Source organism: Kosakonia sp. YIM B13588, assembly GCF_042788165.1.
Taxonomy (GTDB): Bacteria; Pseudomonadota; Gammaproteobacteria; order Enterobacterales; family Enterobacteriaceae; genus Kosakonia; species Kosakonia sacchari.
On record NZ_JBHZPO010000001.1, the window covers coordinates 847,587 to 869,691 of the forward strand.

At 54.5% G+C, this 22,105-nt stretch carries 19 protein-coding genes; 7 read left to right on the top strand and 12 right to left on the bottom strand.

The features are described 5' to 3' along the window. Positions 1–132: 132 nt before the first annotated feature. The 3 genes from ACFX4U_RS03960 (at position 133) to ACFX4U_RS03970 (ending at position 3,166) form a co-directional block, all read left to right on the top strand. Positions 133–1,356, top strand: a complete 1,224-nt coding sequence (locus ACFX4U_RS03960) for a diguanylate phosphodiesterase (RefSeq protein WP_313507475.1) — start codon at positions 133–135, stop codon at positions 1,354–1,356. Between the two features lie 100 nt (positions 1,357–1,456). Next, positions 1,457–2,203, top strand: a complete 747-nt coding sequence (locus ACFX4U_RS03965) for a MerR family transcriptional regulator (RefSeq protein ID WP_313507474.1) — start codon at positions 1,457–1,459, stop codon at positions 2,201–2,203. Between the two features lie 153 nt (positions 2,204–2,356). Further along, on the top strand, positions 2,357–3,166 hold the full coding sequence (locus ACFX4U_RS03970; protein WP_313507473.1) for a hypothetical protein: 810 nt from the start codon (positions 2,357–2,359) through the stop codon (positions 3,164–3,166). 59 nt (positions 3,167–3,225) lie between these two features. Here the strand turns inward: ACFX4U_RS03970 and ACFX4U_RS03975 are convergent, their stop codons facing one another. Genes ACFX4U_RS03975 through ACFX4U_RS03990 form a run of 4 tightly spaced genes read right to left on the bottom strand, consistent with a single transcriptional unit; the run spans position 3,226 to position 7,684 of the window. Next, the gene (locus ACFX4U_RS03975) at positions 3,226–4,461 is read right to left on the bottom strand and encodes an MFS transporter (RefSeq protein ID WP_313507472.1); all 1,236 of its coding nucleotides are present in this window, start codon (positions 4,459–4,461) and stop codon (positions 3,226–3,228) included. 20 nt (positions 4,462–4,481) lie between these two features. Continuing rightward, entirely contained in the window at positions 4,482–6,017 is a 1,536-nt protein-coding gene (locus tag ACFX4U_RS03980) for a DHA2 family efflux MFS transporter permease subunit (RefSeq protein ID WP_305735837.1), read from the bottom strand. A 10-nt stretch (positions 6,018–6,027) separates the two neighbouring features. After that, positions 6,028–7,206, bottom strand: a complete 1,179-nt coding sequence (locus ACFX4U_RS03985) for an efflux RND transporter periplasmic adaptor subunit (protein ID WP_017457082.1) — start codon at positions 7,204–7,206, stop codon at positions 6,028–6,030. Positions 7,207–7,228: 22 nt separating this feature from the next. Beyond that, positions 7,229–7,684 carry a MarR family transcriptional regulator gene (locus tag ACFX4U_RS03990; protein ID WP_305735835.1) on the bottom strand — a complete coding sequence of 152 codons (456 nt, stop codon included), beginning with the start codon at positions 7,682–7,684 and terminating at the stop codon, positions 7,229–7,231. A gap of 719 nt (positions 7,685–8,403) precedes the next feature. Here ACFX4U_RS03990 and ACFX4U_RS03995 point away from each other — a divergent pair. Together ACFX4U_RS03995 and ACFX4U_RS04000 are read left to right on the top strand one after the other, a co-directional pair. Beyond that, on the top strand, positions 8,404–8,910 hold the full coding sequence (locus ACFX4U_RS03995) for a DUF892 family protein (protein WP_313507469.1): 507 nt from the start codon (positions 8,404–8,406) through the stop codon (positions 8,908–8,910). Between the two features lie 27 nt (positions 8,911–8,937). Next, a complete protein-coding gene (locus ACFX4U_RS04000) occupies positions 8,938–9,813 on the top strand; it encodes a manganese catalase family protein (protein WP_313507468.1) in 876 nt (291 codons plus the stop codon). Positions 9,814–9,849: 36 nt separating this feature from the next. Here ACFX4U_RS04000 and ACFX4U_RS04005 read toward each other — a convergent pair whose 3' ends face one another. Together ACFX4U_RS04005 and ACFX4U_RS04010 are read right to left on the bottom strand one after the other, a co-directional pair. Continuing rightward, entirely contained in the window at positions 9,850–10,677 is an 828-nt protein-coding gene (locus ACFX4U_RS04005) for an MBL fold metallo-hydrolase (protein ID WP_313507466.1), read from the bottom strand. An 18-nt stretch (positions 10,678–10,695) separates the two neighbouring features. Next, on the bottom strand, positions 10,696–11,442 hold the full coding sequence (locus ACFX4U_RS04010) for an OBAP family protein (RefSeq protein ID WP_313507465.1): 747 nt from the start codon (positions 11,440–11,442) through the stop codon (positions 10,696–10,698). 625 nt (positions 11,443–12,067) lie between these two features. On the opposite strand from ACFX4U_RS04010, the gene katG reads away from it, so the two are divergent. Further along, positions 12,068–14,251: a catalase/peroxidase HPI gene (katG, locus tag ACFX4U_RS04015; protein WP_313507464.1), complete on the top strand. Its 2,184-nt coding sequence runs from the start codon at positions 12,068–12,070 to the stop codon at positions 14,249–14,251. A gap of 43 nt (positions 14,252–14,294) precedes the next feature. Here the strand turns inward: katG and ACFX4U_RS04020 are convergent, their stop codons facing one another. Next, complete coding sequence (locus ACFX4U_RS04020) at positions 14,295–14,696, bottom strand: RidA family protein (protein WP_313507463.1); 402 nt, start codon at positions 14,694–14,696, stop codon at positions 14,295–14,297. A gap of 108 nt (positions 14,697–14,804) precedes the next feature. On the opposite strand from ACFX4U_RS04020, the gene ACFX4U_RS04025 reads away from it, so the two are divergent. After that, complete coding sequence (locus ACFX4U_RS04025; RefSeq protein WP_313507462.1) at positions 14,805–15,410, top strand: TetR/AcrR family transcriptional regulator; 606 nt, start codon at positions 14,805–14,807, stop codon at positions 15,408–15,410. Between the two features lie 233 nt (positions 15,411–15,643). Here ACFX4U_RS04025 and ACFX4U_RS04030 read toward each other — a convergent pair whose 3' ends face one another. From ACFX4U_RS04030 to fdhF, 5 genes are all read right to left on the bottom strand, one after another. Continuing rightward, complete coding sequence (locus tag ACFX4U_RS04030; protein ID WP_016495717.1) at positions 15,644–15,805, bottom strand: hypothetical protein; 162 nt, start codon at positions 15,803–15,805, stop codon at positions 15,644–15,646. A gap of 111 nt (positions 15,806–15,916) precedes the next feature. After that, positions 15,917–16,903 (bottom strand): cytochrome d ubiquinol oxidase subunit II, encoded by a 987-nt coding sequence (locus ACFX4U_RS04035; protein WP_313507461.1) that lies wholly within the window; start codon positions 16,901–16,903, stop codon positions 15,917–15,919. A 1-nt stretch (position 16,904) separates the two neighbouring features. Beyond that, positions 16,905–18,281, bottom strand: coding sequence for a cytochrome ubiquinol oxidase subunit I (locus tag ACFX4U_RS04040; protein ID WP_313507460.1), 1,377 nt, complete (start codon positions 18,279–18,281; stop codon positions 16,905–16,907). After that, the gene (locus ACFX4U_RS04045; RefSeq protein WP_313507459.1) at positions 18,281–18,760 is read right to left on the bottom strand and encodes a DUF1641 domain-containing protein; all 480 of its coding nucleotides are present in this window, start codon (positions 18,758–18,760) and stop codon (positions 18,281–18,283) included. The genes ACFX4U_RS04040 and ACFX4U_RS04045 overlap by 1 nt, the downstream gene beginning before the upstream one ends. Further along, positions 18,760–21,732, bottom strand: a complete 2,973-nt coding sequence (gene fdhF / locus ACFX4U_RS04050; protein ID WP_349350561.1) for a formate dehydrogenase subunit alpha — start codon at positions 21,730–21,732, stop codon at positions 18,760–18,762. Before fdhF ends, ACFX4U_RS04045 begins: the two co-directional genes overlap by 1 nt. Between the last annotated feature and the right edge of the window lie 373 nt (positions 21,733–22,105).

Genomic DNA, 22,105 nt, shown 5'->3' on the forward strand with positions numbered 1-22,105 from the left:
TTTGTTGTTAACTTTTCTGCATAATTGCCCGCTGAGATACGCGAACTATTTGAAAACAAATGGAATAGCGCCGCGACGACCCGGGCATCCTCTGCTAAGGTAAATATTCCTAAATATCCCGCCGGAACTCCTATGCTTACCACCATCATTTACCGCAGCCACCTGCATGACCATGTCTCGTTTACGCTGCTTGAAGAGATGGTCGCAGCCGCCAATATCAAAAATGGTCAGGCCAGCGTGACGGGGATCCTGCTGTTCAATGGCACTCATTTCTTTCAACTCCTTGAAGGGCCTGAAGAAAACGTTTCAGCTATTTATCAGGACATCTGTAACGATGACCGCCATTACAATCTGGTCGAAGTGCTCAGAGACTACGCACCGTCAAGACGCTTCGGTAAAACGGGCATGGAACTGTTCGACTTGCGCGAGCACGACCGCGAAGCGGTATTGCAGACCGTGTTTGATAAAGGCACAACGCGATACCAACTGACCTACGGCGATCGCGCATTGCAGTTCTTTCAGACCTTCGTTGAAGACAGCGAGAAAGAGTTCTACTACGAAATTCCACCGGGTGATGCCTGGGAGTTTATTGCCGATGGCAACGCGATCCCCCTGCCGCCAGGCGTCCCGGACAGCCGTGCCGGTTGCCATTTTGCTTTCCAGCCCATTGTTGACCCTTTTGCCCGCCAGATTGTCTCTGTCGAAGCCCTGCTGCGCACCCGCGTAGGCGGCTCGCCGCAGGACTGGTTCGACGATATGGCCGGGGATGATATTTACACCGCCGATTTACAAAGCAAGTGTGTCGCTTTTGCGATGGCCGCGGCGTTAAAGCTGGGTGCGCAGACGCTCTCGGTAAATTTGCTGCCCATGACGCTGGTCAAGGTTCCAGGTGCCGCTGAATTTATCGTGCAGGCAATTAAAGAGTACGGGCTGGTTCCTGAACAGGTCATCGTCGAATTTAACGAAAGCGCCGTGTTTTCATGCATTGATGCGTTTACCCAGGCAGTGAAAATGCTAAAAGGTGCCGGTATTCGCGTAGCAATCGATCACTTCGGTGCCGGATTTGGCGGGCTGGTATTGCTGACGCAATTCCAGCCGGACAGGATCAAAATTAACCGCGCCCTGATTGCGGACGTGCACAAAAGTGGCTCCCGCCAGGCCATTGTCCAGGCGATTATCAAATGCTGTACCTCGCTGGAAATTGCTATTTCCGCCGTCGGCGTCGAGAAAGCGGAAGAGTGGATGTGGCTTGAGTCCGCGGGTATTTCTCAGTTCCAGGGACATCTTTTCGCGCGCCCGGATTTAAACGGTATTCCGGCTGTAGCCTGGCCAGAAAAAAGAGATGAGATGGTATAAGCTGTGCAGCGAAGTTGTACAAAAAAGGATTTGTACAACTTTGCAAAGTTAACTTAGTCTGTGAAAAGAGCACACTGGCGTTAAAGAGTACGAGGGAGCTATGGCTTTTTATAGTATCGGCGAGGTTGCCGAACGCTGCGGGATAAACCCGGTCACACTACGCGCATGGCAGCGTCGCTATGGGCTGTTAAAACCGCAGCGCAGTGAAGGCGGTCATCGTCAGTTTGATGAGTCGGATATTCAGCGCATTGTGGAGATCAAGCGCTGGATCGATAACGGCATTTCCGTAAGCAAAGTTAAGGCCTTGCTTGACGACAACAAATTCGCCGGGGAAACAAGCTGGGCATCACTGCAGGAAGAGTTGATGTCCATGTTGCGACAAGTGAATCCCTCCCGGCTACGCGCAACCCTTCACGCGTTGAGTCAGACACACGCGGCGGATGTACTTATCGACGATATTCTGGTGCCGGTACGCCAGCGGCTCAGTCGCGATAAAAATACCGCGCGCGTGGTGTTAAGCCTGCTGGACGGTGTGTTAGTGGAGTTCGCCGCATCAGGCATCGCCATCGCGCGTGAGCAGGCAGCAAAAACGGCGCTGCTGATTGCCTGGGGAAATGAGGACCGCACCCATTTATGGCTCGAAGCATGGCGCTTGTCACAGCTGGGCTGGCGTATCGATGTTCTCGCCGAACCGCTCGACTCGCCTCACCCGGAATTTTTTCCCGGCCAGCATCTGTTTGTCTGGACCGGTAAACCGCTCACGCGCAGCCAGGCGCAGCAGCTTACCCACTGGCGCGAACAGGGGTTTGCTATCACTCACCATAGCGGCAAAGCAGCAAGCGTCTGAGACAGGCGTTCAATTGAGTCTTGCTTCTCTGCCGCTGACGCTTTGCAGAACGTGTTTTGCCCTCACGACTCCTGATGATCGCGCAGATCATCAGCACTGGTTATAATCGCCTCGCCAGTTTGCACAGAAAATAATATTAATAAGGGGAGCATTGTGACGGAAAAAGCATCAGATTCAGGCTTGAAGGAACAGATAACGGGTTTTGCCAGTAATATTATTTCCAGCCGATTAAAAGGGCCAGTGTATATCTATTTATTGTGTTCACTGGTCGCGTTTAACTGGAAGCACATATTACTTATCACCATGTCGGATGAGAAAATAGAAACCCTTCTTAAAAACATCACCAGCACTTACCATTTCTCCCACAACTATTTTTACTGGCCGCTGGTGGTGGGTTTTGGAATGTCATTAGCTATGCCGGTACTGGATTTTATTGTTAATTTCTTCTCCTCGTTTGTACGCATTGGTGTTAACTGGTCAGATCGCGTCGCAAATGCCGTATGGCAATGGATTCTGCAACGTATAAACGCAGGCAGAGCAAAGACATTGAGAAAAACTCAGGCGCTCGAAGTTGATCTTGCAAAAGCCCAATTTCAACTTGATAACGCCCAAAAATCACTCAGCAATACCCGACAACTCTCCTCCTCTGTTCGCCAGGAAATTATTTCGCTTGCCGCGCGGCTGGCTGTCATTTCCGGGAATATAAGCACTAACCTGGCAGAATTAAATGACCCTGATAAGATTCTGAACACCATTCATAAATTTTTCGATTTTGAAGAATATAACTCAGCGCGTGCGCTGGCGGAGAAAATCTATATTTCGAATGGTTCCGCAGAATTTATAGAGGCATTGTCACGCGCAACACACCCGCTGGCTGAAGATGAAATCGCTAAGATAATGGCGTTTTTGAATCTTCCCACCGCCACTGACGTAGAGAACGAACCCGCTACTGCTCAGGGTTAACCATCCTGCCAGGCATTATTTCCCCTGAACAGAGCCCGGTGTAAACCGGGCTGATTACGCTACCCCATATCACTTTCCAGCCGCTGGCGGTGACGTAAGCCGGGGAACCACTTCATCCAGAGGGCTACCACAATCAACGTGCCGACACCGCCAATCGCCGCTGCAGGCACCGCGCCGAGCCACGCCGCCAGCATGCCGGATTCAAACTCGCCGAGCTGGTTAGAGGTGTTGATAAAAATGGAGTTAACCGCGTTAACCCGCCCGCGCATCTCGTCTGGCGTATCAAGTTGCACCAGCGAACCGCGGATCACCATGCTCACCATGTCGAAACCGCCGAGCGCGAACAGCGCCAGCAGCGACAGCCACATCCAGCTTGAGAAGGCGAACACCAGCGTCGCCACGCCAAACCCCGCCACGCACATAAACATGATCATGCCGACATTGCGCGTCAGCGCGCGGTGGCTTAACCAGAAACCCACCAGCAGTGCGCCAACGGCCGGCGCGCTGCGCAGCAAACCCAGACCAAGCGGCCCGGTATGCAGCACATCATGGGCGAAAATAGGCAGCAGTGCGGTCGCGCCGCCGAGCAGTACGGCAAACAGGTCGAGCGAAATCACCCCCAGCACATCCGGGCGATTACGGATAAACCCAACGCCGGCAAACAGCGAGGATAACGTCGCCGGCGTGCGCGGCGGCTGCGCCTGTTCATAACGCAGGGTCATCACCAGCAGCAGCGACACCAGATAAAGCCCGGCGGTAACGCTGTACACCACATCGGCTCCCGCCGCGTAGAGAAAACCGCCCAGCGCCGGACCGACAATCTGCGCCGCCTGGCCGGAAACCGCATTCGCAGCCGTTGCACGCGGCAAAATAGAGAGCGGCACCAGCGCCGGCAACATCGAAACCATCGATGGCGACTCAATGGTTTTGGCGCAGGAGATAACAAAGATAAGCGACAAAATCACCCACACGCTGGCATCGCCCTGCCACGTTAACCACGCCAGCGCGGCAATAGCCAGCCACTCGAAAACCTGCGCCAGCAGCACCACGCGACGGCGGTCAAACTGGTCGGCGATATGCCCGGCAGGCAGCGCCAGCATCAACGAAGGAATAAACTGCACCAGACCAATCATCCCCAGCCAGAACGCGCTCTGTGTCTGGGAGTAAATCTGCCACCCGACGATGATAGATAACATCTGAAAACCGAAGCTGGAGCTGGTTCGCGCCAGCCAGAAGGCGACAAACGAACGATGCTGCAATAAACGACCATCACTGCCTGGTAACACCGGAGCCATACGTTATTCCATTTTTGTTATTAGTGTCCTGCCGACGGCGCGCCCGGCGCACCGGAACGCACAAACGGCGGGCGGGCAAACCAAATCACCACAACCAGCGCCATAAAACCCCAGCCCAACAGCCAGAAATAGTCGATAGTCGACAGCATATACGCCTGTTGCTCAATAGTTTTATCCACCGCCGCCAGGTGTTGCTGCGTCACGCCGCCCATTTTATGCAGGTAGTCAGTAGCCGCCGGGTTATACACGGAGACGCTTTCCGTCAGGTTGGCATGATGGTAAACCTCACGCCGCGACCAGATCCAGGTGGTGAGCGAGGAAGCAAACGAGCCGCCCAGCACGCGGAAAAAGGTCGCCAGCCCGGAGCCTTCCGCCACTTCGGCACCGTGCAGATTCGACAGCACAATGGTGGTTATCGGCATAAAGAAAAACGCCACGCCGATCCCCATAAACATCTGCACTTCCGCCACGGTGCGAAAATCGACACTGGTATTAAACTGCGCGCGGATAAGGCAGGATGCGCCCATCGTCAGAAATGACAACGACGCCAGCAGGCGCAGATCCACTTTATGGGCATAACGGCCGATAAACGGTGTTAACAGCAGCGGTAAAAAGCCCATCGGCGCGGCGGCAAGTCCGGCCCAGATGGCGGTATAACCCATCTGGGTTTGCAGCCACTGCGGCAAAATAATGTTAATGGCGAAAAAAGCCGCGTAGCCAAGCGTCAGCGTCGCGGTGCCGATGGCGAAGTTGCGATCTTTAAACAGCCGCAGGTTCACAATCGGGTGCTGCTCCCCCAGTTCCCAGATGACAAACGACACCAGCGCAATGGCGGAAAGCACCGACATGACAATGATTTCCGTGGCGTTGAACCAGTCCATGTCGTTGCCTTTGTCCAGCACCACCTGCAACAAGCCCACGCCGAGCACCAGCAGCGCAATGCCGATGTAATCAACTGGCGAGTGGGAAGTGGTCTCTTCGCGCTCGCGCAACTGTGTCCAGACCACGATGGCGGCAAAAATTCCAATCGGTACGTTGATATAGAAGATCCACGGCCACGAGTAATTGTCGGTGATCCAGCCGCCGGTAATCGGCCCGACAATCGGTGCAACCACGGTCACCATCGACAGTAACGCCAGCGCCATGCTGCGTTTGCTGGTCGGAAAAATTACCAGCAACAGCGTCTGGCACATCGGGAACATCGGCCCGGCAAAAAAGCCCTGCAGCGCGCGGAAGATAATCAGCTCAGTCATGCTGTGGGCAAACCCGCACAGAAACGATGTCAGGGTAAACAGCGCTACCGAACCGACAAACAGCTTGAGCTGACCAAACCGGCGGGTAAACCAGCCGGTCAGCGGCAGCGCGATGGCATTACACACGGCGAACGAGGTAATCACCCAAGTGCCCTGATCCGAGCTGACGCCAAGGTTACCGGCGATGGTCGGCAGCGCAACGTTCGCGATGGTGGTATCCAGCACCTGCATAAAGGTCGCCAGCGACAGCGCAATCGTCGCCAGCAACAGGCTGGGTGGCGTAAACGCCGACTTATCTTGCATAACGTCTCTCTTAGCGGGCGTTTGACGCTACCGCCTGGCTGTTGTCATGAAGAATTTTCGCCACCAGCTGATCGGCATTGTCCAGTGCATTCTGGTAAACGTCGGTGGTGAAGCGCGGCGCGGCAACCGTTTTCGGCGGCAGCAGATCGCCATCGGGGTTACGAATATCCACGCGGGCGAACATTGACAGCCCCACGCGCAGCGGGTGTTTTTGCATGTCATGCGGGTCAAGCGTGATGCGCACCGGCAAACGCTGGATGATCTTGATCCAGTTCCCGCTGGCGTTTTGCGCCGGCAGCAACGAAAACGCACTACCGGTGCCGATACCCAGGCTCTCGATGGTGCCGTGGTATTCCACATCATCACCATAGAGATCGGCAGTCAGCGTCACTTTCTGCCCCAGACGCATGGTATTCATCTGGCTCTCTTTAAAGTTGGCGTCCACCCAGACCTGATCCAGCGGCACAATCGACATCAACGTGGTGCCGGAATCGACGCGCATCCCCAGTTGCACCGCGCGTTTCGCGACAAAGCCGCTGACCGGCGCAACAATGGTGCTGCGCGCGTTGTCGAGGTAACGCTGGCGCAAAGTGGCAATGGCGCTTTTGATTTCCGGGTGGCTGTCGATAACCGTGTCATCGGTCATCGCCAGGTTAGTGCTTAACGCCTGTTGCGCCGCCGCCAGATCGCTTTTCGCCGTGGCCACCGCATCGCGGTAGTGCGCTAAATCCTCCACGGAAATCGCGCCGCTGGTGGCGATTTTTTGCCGACGCGCATAGTCGTTCTGCGCGGTTTGCAGCGCGGTTTGTTTCGCCGCGACCTGCGCACGGTAGTTATCGACCGTGCTGTACAAGCCACGCACCTGGCGCACGGTGCTGGCGAGGTTCGCTTCTGCCTGTTGCAGGGCAATTTCGGTATCACTCGGATCCAGCAACACCAGCGGTTGCCCTTTTTCGACATAATCGCCTTCATCAACGGAAACCTGCGTCACCGTCCCGCCGATTTGCGGCGTTAAGGTCACCAGATTGGCGTTGACATACGCATCGTCGGTGCTTTCGTAATAACGGGCATATAACAGATACCAGGCCAGACAGCCTGCGGCGATAAGCAGCAAAACAACGAACAGGATAGCGAAGTTGCGCTTGCGTTTGCTCGGCGCGCGTTCGGGTTGTGCAGATGAAGTTTGCATCTTGATACCTTTTCAGGACAGCTTAGCGATGTGGGCGGGTTGCCTCGTCCGGCAACATTTTTATCAGCAGTTCAACCAGCAGCCGCGACTCATCGGCGGTCAGGCGGCTGGTCAGCGTACTGAGAATCGAGGCCAGCGCCTCATTCTGAAAACGATCACAAATCACTCGCCCTTTGGCGGTCAGTTCGAGAATGACCTGGCGTTTATCTTCCGGGTTGGTGGTGCGCACAATCAGATCGCGCCTGACCATGCGTTCAAGCATCCGGCTCATCGCTCCGGCGTCCATCAGCAGATTTTTGCTCACTTCAACCGGGCTATTAAAGCCTTTATAGATACTTATCAATACCTTGAACTGCGCGGCGGTGATATCCGCAGCGGAAAAGTACTGGCTAATAAGCTGGTCTTTGAACTGGTTTGCCAGATGAATCAACAAACCGAGATGAAGTTTAGGGTTGGGAATATCCGCAGCGTTGGTCATGATATTTGCCTGGTCAATAATTACAAATGAAATTACTGACCAGGCAGTTAACTGTCAATGAATTGTCAAGATAAGCGCACATTTTGTCAGTTCTCACTGCTGCGCTTAGTTACCTTGCCCATTCTCCCTTGCCGCTAGCGCAGTGGGATAAAAACCGCTTCCCAACGTTCGCTTTTTGTGGCGCGTTCTATTGCGGGTTTAACGATCTATTTTCGCCTCTTTCCCTTTTTGGACGCCCCATCGCGCTGAGATAGTTCTTAAACTCACTGGATATAACGATATGAGCCGCTTGCCAAACGTAAAGAAATGTCAAAAAAAGCCGTTAAAAAGCCAGCAATACCTGCCAAAAATGAGTGATAGTGACGTACGTTATTAATGAAAACGAAAGCACATTCCGTTAACTTATTAATCTTAAGGGAAATTTATTTTTATAAAAAAAATAACAAGCGAAGCGGTGTGTCGAAAATATATTCAACCGAACCTGTTTACGCCTCGGTTTGACTAAATGTGGTCAGTGTCTAAATTTAATATCAAGCGATACACGTTAGCATGAAAATATAAAGCAGTAAGGATATCAGGATTATTATTTATCTATTTTATTTACCTCGCGTTAATAAACGCCGCATAACTTCCCCTGATATTTCTTATTAATTGTATAACTGCTGATTACAGCGGCAGTGCCATTTTTTCTTATCCACTCAACCCTGAAAGGATTAGATATGACGCCTCAAGAAAATTATCACGACTGGTTACGCGATGCACACGCAATGGAAAAACAAGCTGAATCAATGCTTAATGCCATGAGTAGCCGCATCGATAATTACCCCGATTTGCGCGCAAGAATTGAGCAGCATTTAACGGAAACACAAGGGCAAATAAAATTGCTGGAAACGGTGATGGATCGAAATGATATTAACCGTTCATTAATGAAAGATGCCACCAGTAAAATGGCAGCGATGGGTCAATCGTTTGGCGGCATGTTTGCACCGGATGAAATCGTTAAAGGCGCAATCAGTAGCTACGTCTTCGAGCAATTTGAAATTGCCTGTTATACCTCGCTTATTGCCGCGGCTGAAAAAGCCGGTGACAGCGCCAGCATCGATATATTCAAACAGATCCTGGATCAAGAACAAGCGATGGCCGAATGGGCGATTAATCATATTCCGGATGTGACAGAACAATTTTTGCTGCGTAGCGCAGCGGAAGGCGTGGAAGCTAAAAAATAATAATTTTGACTTTTCAGGAGGCAAGCAATGTTTCGTCATGTAAAACAACTGCAATACACCGTGCGCGTCAGTGAACCGAACCCAGGGCTGGCCAACCTGCTGCTTGAACAGTTTGGCGGCCCGCAAGGGGAACTGGCGGCGGCATGCCGCTATTTCACTCAGGGGCTGGGTGATGAAGACGCCGGTCGCAAAGAGATGTTGATGGACATCGCGACAGAAGAATTGAGCCATCTGGAAATTATCGGTTCATTGGTAGGCATGCTTAATAAAGGCGCGAAAGGTGAGCTGGCAGAGGGCACCGAAAGTGAAGCGGAGCTGTACCGTTCGTTAACCGAAAACGGTAACGACAGCCATATTACCTCGCTGCTTTACGGTGGTGGCCCCGCGCTGACCAATTCCGCCGGTGTCCCGTGGACCGCCGCTTATATTGATACCATTGGCGAAGTGACCGCCGATTTGCGTTCGAATATCGCCGCCGAAGCGCGCGCGAAAATCATTTATGAGCGCTTAATCAATGTCACCGACGATCCGGGGGTTAAAGATGCGTTAGGTTTCCTGATGACGCGTGAAGCCGCGCATATGCTCTCTTTTGAAAAGGCGCTCTACTCGATTCGCAATAATTTCCCGCCAGGAAAATTACCGCCAATCGAACAGTACACCAACGTCTACTACAACATGTCGGAAGGTGACGATCCGCGCGGTAGCTGGAACAGCGATGAGAACTTTGAGTATGTCGCCGATCCACAACCGGCTGTCGACGGTGGCGACGGCTCTGCTACCACCACGCTCAGCCCGGAACAACTGGCGCTGGTAAAAGCGATGGCAGAACGCACCAAATCCGATCCGAATGTTGATCCGCTCACCGGTGCCGAACTCGGCTACGGTGAACCACAGCCGAAATAAACTCCCCGAAAGCATCTGCCCTGCAGATGCTTTTTTTTATCTATTTTGTAAGGCTCGCAACTCCTGCGCATCGTGGCTGCAAAACAGCCGCACATCTTCTCCATGCGTTAACGCCAGTTCACGCAGACGTTGCTGGTTGACCCTCCTGGCACCGTTATCCATCGCCATCATCCATTGATAAAAACGCAGCCCTGGCGTGCAGTGGCGTTCCTGCTGCCCGATTTCCCCCCGGTAAAACCATGCATCGCCGCCGTGCAGTAACCAGCCATCGGAATGCTGAATGGCGACCCCGGCATGCCCCAACGTGTGACCTGCGAGCGGAATGAGCAAAATCTCCGGCGGCAGCCCATGCAGGGCCGTCACGGCATCAAAGCCGAACCATTTTTCGCCTTGTGCCGCATACCCCTGCCAGCCAGAAACGCCCTGCCACTGGCCAGGCCGATAGCGCTCGCGTGTCAGCCAGCTGTGCCGCTGCTGCGCAGTGTCGATCTCGCGCTGTAAGAGATGGATTTGCGCCTGCGGGAAATCGGTCAGGCCGCCGGCATGGTCAAAATCCAGATGGGTTAACACAATATGCCGCACATCTTCAGCCTGAAATCCCAACGCTTTAACCTGTGCCAGCGCCGTTAAGCTTTCCCGGTGCTGGATGTTGTTCAACAAGCGAAAAAAAGCCGGGATATTTCGCCGGGGCTGGCGCATATCGATGGTGCCGAACCCGGTATCCACCAGCACCAGACCGTGGCTTTGCGTTTCCAGCAGCAGGCAGTGACACGCCAGATGCGCATGCACACCTTTGCTGAAACCGTCATACAGCGCGCCGCCGAGTGGGCACATACAGCCGCAATTAAGATGATGAATAATCACGTTTGCCCTCCGCGAGCGTTATTCATGTGCATGCGTACCTTCAGAAAGATTAACGGGCTTGATTTGAATCACCTGCCCCTGTTCCCAGGCATCCGCGCCCTGCGCCACCGGATGCGCTGGCAGGTCTTTGCGCTGCTGCCTGATAGCCGACGTGTTCACATCAAAACGGCGATCGCGGTCGGTAAGCAGCGCCTGATTAAGTTGCCCATCCTGGGTAAATCCCATCATTAACGCTGGCACGCCAAGCGGCAGCGTCTGGTCACGCTCCGTGTGCCAGGTATGCCAGGTCTTGCCGTAGGTATTAACGATATTGCTCATCAGCGCTTTTTCCGCGACAGCCGGTAAACCCGGCGCAATCAGCGAGCCGGATTTCACTTCATAGCGGTGGCTATGCCAGAGTTTTTTCTCCTCGGGCGGCAGTGTTTTAAAAAGCCGTTCACTGATAATGTATTCCACGCCCATCAGTCGTGCATTCGCGGTATTACCGTCATAAATCACCGCCTGCATAACATCATTATTTAACACGGTGACATAGTGATGGGCTTCCATTTGTCCTTGCCGATCGCCGTTATAAAAATGAAAGCCATCCAGGTAGGCACTTATTGCCTCAATCGGCGGGCGAGATTGTATTAGCGCTGCGCCTGTTTCGAGGGTTTTCATTTTCCCTGAGGTTTTCTCGCCAGGTATAGCCGTTTGCGGCGCGCTATTATTGGCACCACAGCCAACAAGCAGCAGGGGAATAATCAAATGTAAAGCCAGACGCATTGATCTTTTTCCTTAAAGTCAGGTGGAATAATCAGGTTAGCGTATGCTGCGTATTCGGCCAGTTATATTACGATTATGTCTGGCTACATCGTTATTAGCGAAACGGTAAAAAATATCATACTGCGGATAAGATTATCCGCAACTCCGGCTCGACAACGACAAATAAAAGCGTTGCCTTAATGTATTGCTTATTGAGTAAACGCAACGAAAGGCATTTGCGACATCACATGTTTATTAGCAATTCCATATCGGTCGATTAAATTACCATTGCGCAGATAAAACATCGGCGAATTATTCCGGGCGAAGTTATGGATATATTTCAATAAAATCTCAGCGTTTAATTTCAACGTAAGAAATACACACTTTTTTGTGTACCCTTCCAGGCAGCGCCTGCTGTGCCGGGGTTACGTCGTCACAAAAAATGCGCTACGCCCTGAAAAAAACCGTAACGGTAGTAATGGAATTGCTAAGGTTTATGAGTGGGTAGCGCAGTTAAGCGATTTGCGTCAAGTTTTTACCATTTTAAAGAAAGGTATTAGCTATCAAATCTGTAGATTCATTCAAATACCTTTATCAGGAAGCAGTGTATATCGTAACGACAGAACACAAGCAAATGGAGCCCGATATGAGCACGTCAGACGATCAATCCCTCTCGGCATCCGTCGAGAAATGCCCCTTTCATAACAAAAGCAGCGAAAAAAGTGCAGGCCCGGTAACCGGTAACCGCGACTGGTGGCCTAACCAGTTGCGCGTTGATTTGCTAAACCAACACTCCAACCGTTCTAACCCACTGGGTGAAAACTTTAACTACCGTGAAGAGTTCAAAAAGCTCGATTACTCCGCCCTGAAAGCTGACATTCGTGGTGTGCTGACCGACTCCCAGGAGTGGTGGCCAGCAGACTGGGGCAGCTATATCGGCTTGTTCATTCGCATGGCCTGGCACAGCGCGGGCACCTATCGCACCGTTGATGGACGTGGGGGTTCTGGCCGTGGCCAGCAGCGCTTCGCGCCGCTCAACTCGTGGCCGGATAACGTTAGCCTTGATAAAGCACGTCGTCTGCTGTGGCCGGTGAAACAGAAATATGGTCAACAAATCTCCTGGGGCGATCTGATTATTCTGGCGGGCAACGTGGCGCTGGAAAATGCCGGCTTCCGCACTTTCGGTTTTGGTGCCGGGCGTGAAGATGTCTGGGAACCAGATATGGATATCGACTGGGGTAATGAAAAAGAGTGGTTAAGCCACCGCCACCCGGAAAGCCTGGCGCAGGCCGCCATTGGCGCCACCGAGATGGGGCTGATTTACGTAAACCCGGAAGGCCCGAACGCCAGCGGCGAGCCGGTTTCTGCCGCCTCTGCCATTCGCGCCACCTTCGGCAATATGGGCATGAACGATGAAGAGACCGTCGCGCTGATCGCCGGTGGCCATACGCTGGGCAAAACCCACGGTGCCTCCACGCCGGATAACCATGTCGGGCCAGAGCCGGAAGCCGCACCGCTGGAAGCGCAGGGTCTGGGCTGGATGAGCAGCTACGGTAGCGGTGCTGGCGCCGATGCCATCACTTCCGGTCTGGAAGTGGCATGGACGCAAACACCGACCCAGTGGAGTAACTACTTCTTCGAAAACCTGTTCAAATACGAGTGGGTGCAAACCCGCAGCCCGGCGGGTGCTATCCAGTTTGAAGCGAAAGACGCGCCGGAAGTTATTCCGGATCCGTTCGACCTGGAGAAAAAACGCAAACCCACCATGCTGGTGACCGATTTGACGCTGCGTTTCGACCCGGAATTCGAAAAAATTTCGCGCCGTTTCCTCAACGATCCACAAGCGTTTAATGAAGCCTTTGCCCGCGCATGGTTCAAACTGACCCACCGCGATATGGGGCCAAAATCACGCTACATCGGCCCGGAAGTGCCAAAAGAAGATCTGATTTGGCAGGATCCGCTGCCTGTGGCGGTTCATCAGCCGAACGGTGCGGATATCGCTAACCTGAAAGCGGCGATTGCCGAATCTGGCTTGTCGGTGAGCGAACTGATTTCGGTCGCCTGGGCGTCTGCCTCCACCTTCCGTGGCGGCGATAAACGCGGCGGTGCGAACGGTGCGCGTCTGGCGCTGGCGCCGCAGAACGGCTGGGAAGTGAACGCCATCGCCGCGAAGGCCCTGCCCGCGTTGCAAAGCATTCAGAAAACGCTGGCGAAAGCCTCGCTGGCAGATGTGATTGTGCTGGCGGGCGTGGTTGGCGTTGAAAAAGCAGCGGCAGCGGCCGGTGTGCAGGTTAATGTGCCGTTTACGCCGGGGCGTGTCGATGCGCGTCAGGATCAAACGGATGTGGACTCCTTTGCACTGATGGAGCCGCTGGCCGATGGTTTCCGCAACTATCGCCGCGTGTGGGATGGCATCAGCACCGAAACGCTGCTGATTGATAAAGCGCAGCAACTGACGCTCACCGCCCCGGAAATGACCGCGCTGGTTGGCGGCCTGCGTGTACTGGGTGCGAACTATGACGGCAGTAAGCACGGCGTCTTTACCGACCAGCCTGGCGTGCTGAGCACCGATTTCTTCGTTAACCTGCTGGATATGCGCACCGCATGGAAAGCCGCCGACGAGAAATCAGAGCTGTTTGAAGGCCGCGATCGCAAAAGCGGTGAGGTGAAATACACCGCCACGCGCGCCGACCTGGTGTTTGGCTCCAACTCGGTACTGCGCGCGCTGGCCGAAGTTTACGCCAGCGCCGACGGCAAACAGAAATTCGTCACCGACTTTGTTGCGGCCTGGACAAAAGTGATGAACCTCGATCGCTTCGACCTGCTGTAATCTCACGCTTTATCCTCAAGCCTGCGACCTGTCGCAGGCTTTTTTATGCCGCGCGTTCAGGAATGCGCGCAATCACCTTAATTTCGAAATCAAAACCCGCCAGCCAGTTCACGCCCACGGCTGTCCAGTTGGGATACGGCGGTTGCGGGAAAAGCGCCTGTTTAACCTCCATGATGGTGGCGAACTGGTTTTCCGGGTCCGTATGAAAGGTGGTGACATCAATCAGGTCATCAAAAGTACACCCCGCCGCCGCCAGCGTGGCCTGCAGATTGTCGAACGCGAGGCGCACCTGGGCGGCGAAATCGGGCTCCGGGCTGCCATCGGCGCGGCTGCCAACCTGGCCGGAAACAAACAGCAGATCGCCGGAACGTATCGCGGCGGAGTAACCATGCTGTTCATACAACACATGGCGATGAGCGGGAAAAACGGGTTCGCGCGGGATCATAGGGTTACCTTTTGTTGGTTAATTTAAGATACACTTCGTATATGAAGGTAATCCACATACACCGCGTATGTCAATTCACATACGCAATGTATTTAAAAGGGAGTCAACATGGCCGTAAAACGTCGCGCGCAAACCATGGAAGAGAACCGCGCCAAACTTATCGCCGCTGCACGCAAGGCGTTTGCCGAAAAAGGGTTTGCGGCGGCATCAATGGATGAACTGACCGCCAGCGTGGGCTTAACGCGCGGGGCGCTGTACCACAACTTTGGTGATAAACAGGGTTTACTTGCCGCCGTGGTGGCGCAGGTCGATGGCGAAATGGCGCAGCGCGCAAAGATGCAGGCACACGCCACCGATAATGCCTGGGATACGCTGCTGGCTGAAGGTGTCGCCTATATCGAGATGGCGCTCGATGCGGAAATCCAGCGCATTGTGTTGCTTGATGGCCCGGCGTTTCTTGGCGATCCTTCGCGCTGGCCAAGCCAGAATGCCTGCCTGCAGGCCACCCGTATTGCCGTAGCCGACATGGTGGCAAACGGCGAGATGAAAGAGGTGGATGTGGAATCCGCCGCGCGTTTGCTCAACGGCGCAGCGTTGAATGCCGCGTTATGGGTTGCCGCCAGTGATAACCCGCAACAGACGTTACCCAAAGTGATTGACGCGTTTATCTTGCTGGCGAATGGGCTGCGCGCAGAGAAAAAAAACCCGGCGTAATGCCGGGAATAATTTGGTAGATAACGAGTTTGAGCGTGGCGGCAAAGTGCGCCGCCGCGAAATCAGGGTAACAACAAATGAAGCCGCAAGCCGGAGAAAACAGAGTCAGTGGCAGGGCTCGCGGCTATTAAAAGGGATAAATATAACGCAGAGATGACACGACGTCGGTTGCCAATAATAGGCCCGTCGCGTGCGCTTCTGTGCCACTGGTGAAACATGCTACCCGAGTGTGTTCAACCTGAAGCGGCTTCTTTCTCCAGCCTGAGCACAAAATGGTTATCGTGACGGGCAATCTTCGCCCCGCTGTTGCCGTAATTTGCCGAGAGCATAAAAAAAGTATCCGCATCGACATCAAATGCCAGCTCAACTTCCTGGTGCTTTCCTGAGCTAATCATTTGATACGCCTGCTTTAAATTATAAGCTTTTGCTATAGCCATGGATAAGTCTCCGCGCATGCTGTTGCTTACTGTAAATCTCGCCTTTACTTTATAGCCTGTTTTGCCGAACTAACCTGCAATTTTTCCACTGAAGATGCGAAAAACCCAGCTGTTATAAAACAATGTGACTGGCACCAGCAACGCAAACGTCAACAGCAGAAATCGTTGCGTGGCCGGTGGCGCGGCGGTCTGCGTAATGCTGAGGACAGGCGGCACTATCCACGGAAAAAGCGTAAACACCAGCGCACAAAAAGCACAACAGACCATCACTAACACGCCGGCAAGGGGTAAAAAAGGCCGACGCAAAATCAGACCAACCCCAAACAACGCCACTGCCAGTACACCCACCAGTAACAGCGGCAACCAAAGCCAGATATTAAACAGATGCTGACGCCAGGTTTCATATAGTTGCGTAGTCCACGCCAACAAACCCGCCAGCAGTAATCCGGTGACGATGGCGAGCCACGGCATCACCCGTCTTCCCCACATTTCCAGCTCACCGGTGCAGCGCCAGATTATCCACCCGGCCCCCATCAGGCTATATCCACACACCAGCGCAAGGCCGCAATAGAGCGGAAAAGGACGCAGCCACTCAAAGCCGTTGCCGGTAAACTGGCGCCCATCGGTGGCAATCCCCTGTAGCAGCGCCCCCACAAGAATCCCCTGCGCCAGCGCCGCCAGCAGCGAACCGGCGACCAGCATCAGGTCAAACAGCCGTGGCGCATAGTGGCGATACTCAATCGCCATGCCGCGCATCACCAGCGCCAGCACCATCATAAACACCGGGATATAGAGTGCGCTGAGGATAATGCCGTACGCCAGCGGAAAAAGCCCCAGCAAGCCGCCCGCCGTGAGCACCAGCCAGGTTTCGTTGCCATCCCAGACCGGCAGTAAAGAGAGGTTGATAACATGGCGCGACTGCGGGCTGCGCTGAAAGGCACACAGGATGCCGGTGCCCAAATCTGTACCATCAAGTAGAACATAGACCAGCAAACTGAGCGCCAGTGCAGCGGCAGAAAGTGCATCAAGCCACGGCAAACCTAAAATATCCGGCATATCACGTCCCCTTCCCGGTGCGTTCGGCGACCTCGGGCATGGCACTCTTTTCATGCCTGGCAGGTAAGCGCGACATCAGCTTAAGCAAAAACCACAGCCCCAGCGCAAAGAGCGCGATATAAACCACTACCGTCACCAGCAACGAGCCCAGCACCAGTGCCGGTGAAACCGGCGCCACGCTGTGCGAGGTGCGCAGCAACCCGTAGATTGTCCAGGGCTGACGCCCCGCTTCCGTCACCAGCCAGCCCGCCAGCATGGCGATAAATCCGGCGGGAGCCAGCAGCACCATCACGCGTTGTAACCAGCGAGCGTGCCACAAACGCCCCCGCAGGCGCACCACCAGCCCGGCAATGCCTGCGGCCGCCATAGCGATGCCAAGCCCGACCATTACGCGAAACGACCAGAACACCACCGGCACCCACGGCAACGTTTCCGGTGGGTACTGATTGAGCGTATGAATGCGCCCTTCAAGATTGTGGCGCAAGTAGAGCGAACCGATATTGGGAATGGCGACTTCATATAAGTTGCGGCGCTGTTGCATGTCCGGCAGCGCAAATAATCGCAGCGGCTCGCCTTCGCCCGGCGGCGGCGGATCCCACGCACCTTCCATCGCTGCCAGTTTTATTGGCTGATGGTCACGCGTGTTTTCGCCATGCAGATCGCCAAGCACGATCTGTACCGGTGCCATCACCACCAGCATCCACAGGCCTAACGAGAACATCTGACGCGCCGCCGGATGTCGCGCCTCGCGCAGCAGATGCCACGCCCCGCACGCCGCCACCAGGCACGCCGTGCCTAACATTGCCGCCACCACCATATGCGCCATGCGCCAGGGAAATGACGGATTAATGATCGCCGCCCACCAGTCGACCGGCACAAAGCGCCCATCGGCCGCCACGGCGAATCCATCTGGCGTCTGCATCCATGAGTTGGCCGCAAGGATCCAGAACGCGCTGAACAGCGAACCCAGCGCCACAATGCAGGTCGCCATAAAATGCACCCACGGCCGGACTTTGCCCATGCCGAAAAGCACCACGCCCATAAACCCCGCTTCAAGAAAGAAAGCGACCAGCACTTCCATGTACATCATCGGGCCGAGCACTGCCCCCGCGCGGCTGGCCAGCCCGCTCCAGTTCGTCCCGAAAGCGAACTCCATCACCACGCCGGTGACCACGCCCACCGCCACGTTAAGCGCAAAAATTTTGCTCCAGTAGCGCCACAGCGACAGCCAGAGCGTCTGCTTGCGCCAGAGCCACATCGCCTCAAGGAACATCAAAAAATGCGCCAGGCCAATGGAAAAGGCCGCCAGCACAATGTGAAAGCCGATGGTAAAAGCAAACTGGCCGCGCGCCAGCAACAGTGCGGTTTCCCCGTTCATTATGCGTCGCTGGGTTTACCGGTCCACGCGGAGATCGGCTTATCAACCGGTTCCTCCATGCGCCGCGCGAAGGCTTTCATCCCACTGAGCAGAGGTTGCAGGGCATGCCACAAATCCTCGTCCTGTAGCATCTTCCACGCGCCCTGCAGACCAGGCGCATTATGCTCGCCCGCCCCGGCAGGCTGACTTAGCGCATCGGCCATGTCGCGCAGACCAAAGGCCAGTTTGTACATTTTCTCCGGCGGAATGCTGGAGAGCGCGAGCAGCAGCACCGAGATATTCTGCATCGCATTGAGCGTGCCTTCGCGCTGTAAACCTTTAACCAGCACGTTTGCGATGTCCTGATTGGCACCCACCAAATCATTCGCCAGGCGCAGCACACCATGCTGATGCAGCGACTCCAGCAGCCGCGCCAGTTCTTCATGGGCATCGGGGCCAATTTTTGCCGGTTCCGGCTGATAATCAATCGCTTTTGCCATCAGAATTTCTCCGGGTGGGGTTCAGTTGCTGGCGGTTCGAGGTAATCGGCGCGCCGCCATTTCTCTTCCACTGGCACCTTGTCAATCGGGGTGCGTTTACCGTGGCGGAAATTGTGCTTCGGTAGCGGGTCGGGCAACGGCGGGCGATCCAGCGTCTCCAGGCGCACCGCCAGCTCTTTATAGGCGGGTGTATTGACCGACGGATCGTGGTGTTCGCCTGTGAGTTTGTTAATGCCATCTTTACCCTGATGAATAGAGATAAACAGCACCTTCCCCTGAACGCGATCGGTCACCACCACCGGCACCTCTACCTCACCGCGCCGGGAGATAAGTTTTACCCAGTCGCCCTCCTGCAGGCTGCGCGCGCCCGCAAGTTGCGGGCTGATTTCCACAAACCAGTCCGGCGAAAGGCTGGTTGTGCGCCCGCCCTGCCCGCTCTGGTTGGTGGACTGGAAATGCTCCAGCATCCGGCCATTGTTGAGCAACAAATCATATTCGGCATCCGCCTCTTCGGCAGGTGGTTGCCAGCTCAACGGATAAAGCGTGGCGCGCCCATCCGGGGATTTAAAGCGTTCGGTATAGAGCAGTGGCGTGCTGCTGCCATCGGCATTGACCGGCCAGATTTGCGATTTCCAGCCCTCAAGACGTGAATAGCTGACACCAGCAAAACTTTCGGCAATACCCGCCACTTCTGCCATGATCTCCTGCGGATGTTGATAGCCCCAGTCATGGCCCATGCGGGCTGCCAGTTGCGTAAGGATCCACCAGTCCTGGCGGCTGTCGCCAAGCGGCTCCATAACCGGGTAGAAACGCTGAATTCGCCGCTCGGTGTTCACAAACGAGCCCTCTTTTTCCACGCTCGGGCAACCAGGCAACACCACATCGGCAAACTGCGCCGTGCGGCTAAGAAACAGATCCTGCACCACCAGAAAATCGAGGTTGGTAAAGCCCTGATGGACATTTTCCGCATCCGCATCGGAAAAGGCCGTTTCTTCGCCAATGACGTACATGGCGCGGATCACCTCCTTGCGCGCCAGTTCGACCATCATAAAGTTATCCTGGCCGACCTTGAGCGACAGGCGCTCAGCCGGTACGCCCCAGGCTTTGGCCCATTTTTCGCGGATCTGCGGATCGCTGACCGATTCATAACCGGGGTAGAAGTTTTTCAGGCAGCCAAAATCGCTGGCACCCTGCACATTGTTATGCCCGCGCATCGGATAGCCACCAGTTCCGGGTCGGCCATAGTTGCCGGTAACCAGTAGCAGGTTGGATAACGCGGTGCTGGTGTCCGCGCCGTGGCTGTGCTGCGTAATGCCCATCGCCCACATAATGCAGACACTGCCCGCCTTGCCGATCAACTCAGCCGCTTCGCGCAGTGTCTCTTCCTGAATACCGGTGATTTGCGCGGCGTAATCCAGCGTAAACGGGGTTAGCGACTGGCGATAAGCTTCAACCTGGTTGACGCGTTCAGCAAGAAAGCCTGCATCTTCATAACCGTGGTCAAACATATAACGCGCCATCGCCGATGCCCAAACCAGATCGCTGCCGGGATGAATGCGTAAATGCAGGTCGGCGCGCTCCGCCATTTCATGCCGTCTTGGATCGACCACCAGCCATTTTTGCCCATAATGTTTTTTTGCCGCTTTCAGGCGTGAAGCGATCACCGGATGGTTTTCCGCCGTGTTGCTGCCGACGATAATCACCAGTTCGGCCTGTTGCAGATCGTCAATCGTCCCGGCATCGCCGCCATAGCCCACCGTGCGAAACAGCCCTTCCGTGGCCGGGTTCTGGCAATAGCGCGATGAGTTATCCACGCTGTTGGTGCCAATAATCGCGCGGGCAATTTTCTGCGTCAGATACGCTTCCTCGTTGCTGCCTTTGCTGGAACCAATAAAACCAATACTGTCCGGGCCGTACTGATCACGGGTCTGTAATAAGCGGCTGGCAACAAGGGTTAACGCTTCCTCCCAGCTTGCCGGGCGGAAACAATCGTTTTCGCGAATCAGCGGCGTGGTCAGGCGCTGCGGGCTGTTAATGAAATCCCACGCGAATTTGCCTTTAACACAGGTGGATATGCCATTCACCGGCGCATCAACCACTGGCTGCACTTTCAGAAGCTGGCGGTCGCGGGTCCACATTTCAAAGCTGCATCCCACACCGCAATAGGTGCAGACGGTTTTGGTGCGTTTGATCTCCTGCTGGCGTAACGCGGTATCTATCACCGAAATACCGGAGATAATTTCGGCGCCGGTGGAATTTTCCAGCACTTTAATCACATCAATCAGCGGGCGTTTGAGCGACTGGCGCATCGAGGTGAAAGGCCCGGCATCCGGCTGCATGCTTTTTTCCAGCAGCGCATTGCACGGGCAGACCGTCACGCAATGCCCGCAGCTAACGCAGCTCGAACCGGCAATCTGATTTCCCCCGTCCCACAGCACGCGCGGGTGCTCCATGGTGTAATCAATGCTCAGCGTTTCGTTGACTTCCACGTTCTGACAGGCGTCCACGCAGCGCCCGCACAAAATGCATTGATCCGGATCGTAGGTATAAAACGGGTTGGAGTGATCTTTAACATAAGGCTTGCGCGTATACGGGTAGCGCTGGATGGGAATATGCATATCAACCATGGTGTTATGCAATGTACAGTCGCCGGTGTTGTGTTCGCACACGGTACAATAAAGTTCATGTTTCGCCAGCAGACGATCCATCCCCTCTTCGCGCGCCGCGCGCGCCTGTGTATCCAGCGAGTTAATCACCAACCCTTCATGGCTTCGCAGCGTACAGCCGCGCACCAGTTTCCCCTCCTGTTCGACCCAGCACACATCGCAGGTCTGTAACGGATCGAGCGCCGGGTGGTAGCAAACATGGGGCAGTGTGATATTGCAGGTTTCCAGAAAATCGATCAGCGGGACATTTTGCGGGCCAACCAGCGCCCTACCGTCATACAGGACGGTACATTTTTGCAGGCTCATCTTGCTTCCTCACCAAAAAACACTGTACGCGCACTCCCGGTTCGACAGTTCAGTGAACGTGCAAAAAGTCGTTCCTGTTCAGGGTGACGTATCGGTTATTGAAGTTTAAAAGTAGTTGCCGTGTTGGTTGCGAGCCAAACGGCAAGATACATTCTGCATCCTTGTTTAAGACTTCTCTTAAAACCATAAGCAACAATGATGATTACCCAAAGCCAAATGTAAATTTATGTCAATAAATGCCATTTTCATGCCAATAATGAGATGAAAAAAGGTAGGTAATAACGCAAGGTAATATTCGTTTTCTATCTACTTTTTGCTAAGTGACTTATTTTAAAGATACATCCTTAATGCCGCTTTGTTTAAATAACCAGCA